The sequence below is a fragment of the Oleiphilus sp. HI0123 genome (genome assembly GCF_001635315.1).
Genome location: NZ_LWGE01001158.1, coordinates 1 through 4,822 on the forward strand (window position 1 = coordinate 1; position 4,822 = coordinate 4,822).

Consider the following 4,822-nt stretch of genomic DNA (forward strand, 5'->3'; position numbering starts at 1 on the left):
TAAAGAGCTTATCTGTGGAGAATGCCTTAGCAGTCCTCCCCCGTTCAAGACATGTGTGGCGCCATTCAACTATTCCTTCCCGATCAATAGCATCATTTATAGAGTTAAATCATCTGGAGAACAATATTGGCTGAAGAGCTTAGGTCTCGAGTTTTGTCGTTACCTAGAGCTCTACCATAAGGACCTTCCCCAACCAGACTTTATCGTTCCCATTCCATTGCACAGGGATAAACTCAAAGAGCGCGGATTCAATCAAGCCGAATCGTTAGCAGTACTGTTAGGGAAACATCAAAAGTTAGCCGTAAATACAAAGTTGATAGTTAAATCCAAGATGAGCGCCGACCAAAAAAGTCTTAACAAAGTTCAGCGACTAATAAACCTCAAAGGATGTTTTACTATAGATAACCCTCAAGTAGTCAAAGACAAACACATTGTGTTAGTTGATGACGTCGTGACCACAAAAGCGACCAGCGAAATATGTAGCCAATTACTCCTTGATAAAGGGGCGAGTCGCGTTGATATCTGGAGTCTGGCCAGAACACCAAAAGCCAGCTAGGCAAATAGCCATAAAGAGTAATGTTATAGTTTTTCTTTCTTCAGAATAGAGTAAATATACTCTGCAATAGCCAAAGAAGATGTTAAACCTGGCGACTCAATTCCAAGTAAGTTTACTAAGCCTGCTACACCATGATCAGCAGGCCCTTGTATGGAAAAGTCAGCTGCCATGTTTCCGGGAGGGACAATTTTAGGCCGGACACCGGAGTAATCAGCATGCATTTTATCGAGCTCTACTTCAGGCCAATATTTACTCACCTCTGCGTAAAACTGCTCCCGTTTTTTCGGGTCCACCTTATAGTCAATGTGCTCAACATCAGTCACGTCCAGCCACTCAACATCCGGGCCAAATTTAGCAGCTCCCTGCATATCAAGCGTAAGATGAACACCCAGACCTCCCGGCTCAGGAACCGGATAGACTAAATGATCAAAAGGAGCTGCGCCGCTATAAGCAAAGTAACTTCCTTTGGCAAAGAAAGCTTTCGGTAACTCGGCAATAGAAATGGCTGGAGAATCATTAACAAGAGGCTGAGCATTTAGACCTGCAGAGTTGATGCAGCACTTCGTTCTTATCAGAGCCTCCCCGCCATTGAGAGTAAGCTCAACTCCACCCTCATCCTGCCCGGTTATCTGGAGCTCTGAGTTAAACACGCACTGACCACCGTTTGCCTCAAGATCAGCCTGCAATTGAAGCATATAGGCATGACTATCCAAAACGCCTGTCGAAGGCGACAATAAGGCTGCTTTACCCACTATCGCTTGCTCTAGCTTATTAAGTTCTACAGAACCGATGAAGCGAAGATCGTCTACACCATTAAGTTGAGCTTGGTTTTTAATTTCCTGAAGACGAGCTATCTGATCATCACTTGTCGCAACAATCAATTTTCCACAAGCTTTGAAAGGAAGGTGATGCTTAGCACAATAGTCATATAACATTTCTTTCCCAGCCACGCATAGCTGAGCTTTTAAGGAACCTTTTGGGTAATATATTCCTGCATGGATCACTTCACTATTGCGTGAAGAAGTCTGCGTGCCAATGCTGGATTCTTTATCGACGAGCAAAACTTCCCGACCCTCAAGAGCTATTCGCCTCGCTATTGCTAAACCAACAACTCCAGCTCCGATCACCAGGCAATCCACATTAAACTGTTCCATCGCTATTTGCGCCTCACAATTCTTCTCTTAACTCCTTTAGCGAGCAGCTATGACCCTACATTAAACAAAAAAGGCCTACAAGACCGAAACTTCGACCCATGTAGACCCTCATACTATTGCTCTAAAGACTAGAGCTGACTTAACGCAATGCTTCTTTGGTCACCTGAGCCTCAAGCACTGCGACCACTCGCCTATTTTTAGCGCGCCCATCTTCAGTCTCGTTGTCTGCAATCGGCTGCTCCTCACCGAAGCCTTTTGCGGCAACTCGCTCTTCAGCGATGCCGAACTCGTCAACCAATACTCGCCTAACAGACTCAGCTCTACGTTGAGATAGCTTCAGATTGTACCGACGACTGCCTTGGTAATCCGTGTGTCCCTCCACCGTCAAAGTCGTTGATACGACTTCTTTCATAAAGTCTGCGATCTTCTTAACTTCCGGGTAGTATTCTAGCGTTAACTCATCACTTTTCGCTGCAAACTTAATATCCATGGTAATTGCAACCTGCTTGGTCAACATGACGGCACAACCCGTTTCATCTACACGGAATGATGGGTTTGTACCAGGGCACAAATCAGTATCATCGAATACACCATCTAAATCTTCATCAGTTGGTTCTGGCTCAGGCTCAGGCTCAGGCTCCGGTATTGGTTCGGGTTCTGGTTCGGGCTCTGGCTCCGGTTCCGGCTCTGGTTCCGGAATTGGCTCTGGTTCAGGCTCTGGAGCCTCTCGAATAAACTCTCGACCAAATGAATAACCCAAAGTCATTCTGACACCTAAGTCTGTTTGCTCATGATCGGCACCATGCAAAGCTAACAGTTCACCACGAAAAATATAGTTGGTATCCTGATAGGCCTTTACTCCTAAGCCCAAGTGAATTGCAGTTTCTTTTACTTTGCTGCTACTTTTCAAGTCAAACTTCTGATGGCCCATGCCCGCCGATAAGAAAGCTCGGGTGTTACCCTCATTCAGGTGATAGAGCACGCCTGGAGACAAACGTTTAGTCCGGCTATCAGGACCTCCCCTTTTGCCATCAGCGTTATACATGGAAAACCACAGGTCCCAGGATAAGTCACTACTTAATGGTCGCTCAAACCCAGCTTCAAAGCTAAGCCCTTCCTCAAGATTGCGATCTGAGTCGAACAAATACCCTGCTGCACCAAGATATAATTCACCATCTCGAATAAATTCTGCACTCACGGGGTGAGCTAAAAAGCAAGCCAATAAGGCAAGTATGATTTTAAAGTTCATGTTTCGGCTATCCTTAAATCGCGCACCACAACTCACGTAGATTATAATTGGAAAGAACTTGATACGTTCGTACAAACTTCGGTGACGCTGATTAACTGTTAATGCAATTCCCGTTACTTTTAAGGCGCAAACTTACCAAGGAATCTCATACAATTCCATGCGCTTTTGTCGCATTTGCTAGGCAGTTAGCGCTTCGATCTAAAAATATTAACTCAAAACGCCTTCTGAAGAATTAAAACTATCCCTCACTCACAAAAAACCGCCCTGCACTTTTCGGTGCAGAGCGGTTTAAGATAGAGATCGGCCTTCAAACCATGAGGCCGATATTGATTAAGCGCTTATTTAGTCGCAGCCTTCTTAATACTTGATTCAACTACCGCTACAACACGACGGTTAGCCGCTCTACCTTCAGATGTAGCATTATCAGCAATAGGCTGCTCCTCACCAAAACCTACAGACTTAACACGAGCAGCAGGCAAACCAAACTTATCAGTCAAAACCTTACTTACAGAATCTGCACGACGCTGCGATAAAGCTTTGTTGTATGCATCATTACCGCGATCATCAGAGTGCCCTTCTACGGTCACAACAGTTTTCTCAAACTGCTGCATAAACTCGGCAACTTTCTCGATTTCCGGGTAGTTATCCTTAGAAAGTATAGAGCTATTTGACGGGAACTTGACATCCATCTGGATAGAAACAGTTTCTGTCAGCATGACGGGACATCCCGACGCATCGACCTTAAACGCAGCATTAGTACCCGCGCACTTATCGATGTTGTCCGCTACGCCATCTTTGTCAGAATCTTTGATCACTACCTTTTGAACTGGCGCTGGCTTAACTTCCTCTTTAACGGGAGCAGGCTCTTGCTTCTGAACCACTTGCTTAACAGGAGTGATGACAGGTGCTTCCACCATCATTGCTGGCGCGACATCACGACCAAATGCATAACCAACAGCTAAGCGAGCACCAACATCCAGCACTTCGTTATCCAGGCTATTCATCGCAAGCACTTCAGCTCGAAGAATCAAGTTTGAGTCATAGTACTTTTTAACACCCACACCTAAATTGATCAATGACTCACTGTGGTCATCGCCACCCTCTGTTTCATATTCTAAATGACTGAAACCAGCAGAAATAAATGGACGCACATCACCACGCTTCAAATGGAACAACAGACCGGGATTGATGCGCTCTGCATCAAGCTCAGCACCACTATATTTCCCTTCAACCTCATAAGCAGATAACCATGCTTCAAGAGACATCACTTCGTTTACAGGAAGTTCAATACCACCTTCCAGGCTAAATGCGTCATCAAATGAGCGGTCGTCATCATGGTGGTAAAAAGCCCCCCCTAAAAATGCCTCAAAATTTGGATATTCGTCAGCGACAGTTGCAGTTGATACGCCAGCAGCAAGGACACCCGCAAGTAGTAAATTCTTCTTCATAATCAGTTCTCCAGAACTCTCATTTATCTAAAACTATTAATTCGTATATGTAACTATATTTAGGCACTTTCTTTGAGCAAATGAATATCGCGCTGAGGGAAAGGTATTGTTGCACCAGCTTCTTCAACAGCTTGCTTAAGTAACGGTCTCGCGTCAAAGTAAAAGCTCCAGTAGTCTTCCGAGCGAACAAAAGCACGAACCAGAAAATCAACCGAACTGTCACCTAAATTCGATACGCCTACCAAATTATTTTTATTATCAAGCACCCGCTGATCGGTTCGCAACACTAATTCCATTGCTTCTTTTGCTTCTCTTATATTGTCAGAGTAACTAATACCGATCGCGATCTCAACAGCGCGTGTTTCGTTACGGGAATAATTAGTAATGGAACCATTGGCCAAGGGCCCGTTTGGCA

Annotated in this window: 5 protein-coding genes; 1 reads left to right on the forward strand and 4 read right to left on the reverse strand. The window is 44.9% G+C overall.

What is annotated here, in order from left to right:
- Positions 1 to 556, forward strand: a 556-nt coding sequence (locus tag A3761_RS12420; protein WP_068750287.1) for a ComF family protein, incomplete at its 5' end; no start/stop codon positions are given.
- A gap of 23 nt (positions 557 to 579) precedes the next feature.
- Here A3761_RS12420 and A3761_RS12425 read toward each other — a convergent pair.
- The 4 genes from A3761_RS12425 to A3761_RS12440 all read right to left on the reverse strand — a co-directional run.
- Entirely contained in the window at positions 580 to 1,710 is a 1,131-nt protein-coding gene (locus A3761_RS12425; RefSeq protein ID WP_068513414.1) for an NAD(P)/FAD-dependent oxidoreductase, read from the reverse strand.
- A gap of 139 nt (positions 1,711 to 1,849) precedes the next feature.
- On the reverse strand, positions 1,850 to 2,959 hold the full coding sequence (locus tag A3761_RS12430; protein WP_068507820.1) for an OmpA family protein: 1,110 nt from the start codon (positions 2,957 to 2,959) through the stop codon (positions 1,850 to 1,852).
- A 338-nt stretch (positions 2,960 to 3,297) separates the two neighbouring features.
- A complete protein-coding gene (locus A3761_RS12435; RefSeq protein WP_082865138.1) occupies positions 3,298 to 4,407 on the reverse strand; it encodes an OmpA family protein in 1,110 nt (369 codons plus the stop codon).
- A 59-nt stretch (positions 4,408 to 4,466) separates the two neighbouring features.
- Positions 4,467 to 4,822, reverse strand: a 356-nt coding sequence (locus tag A3761_RS12440) for a mechanosensitive ion channel family protein (RefSeq protein WP_156491822.1), incomplete at its 5' end; no start/stop codon positions are given.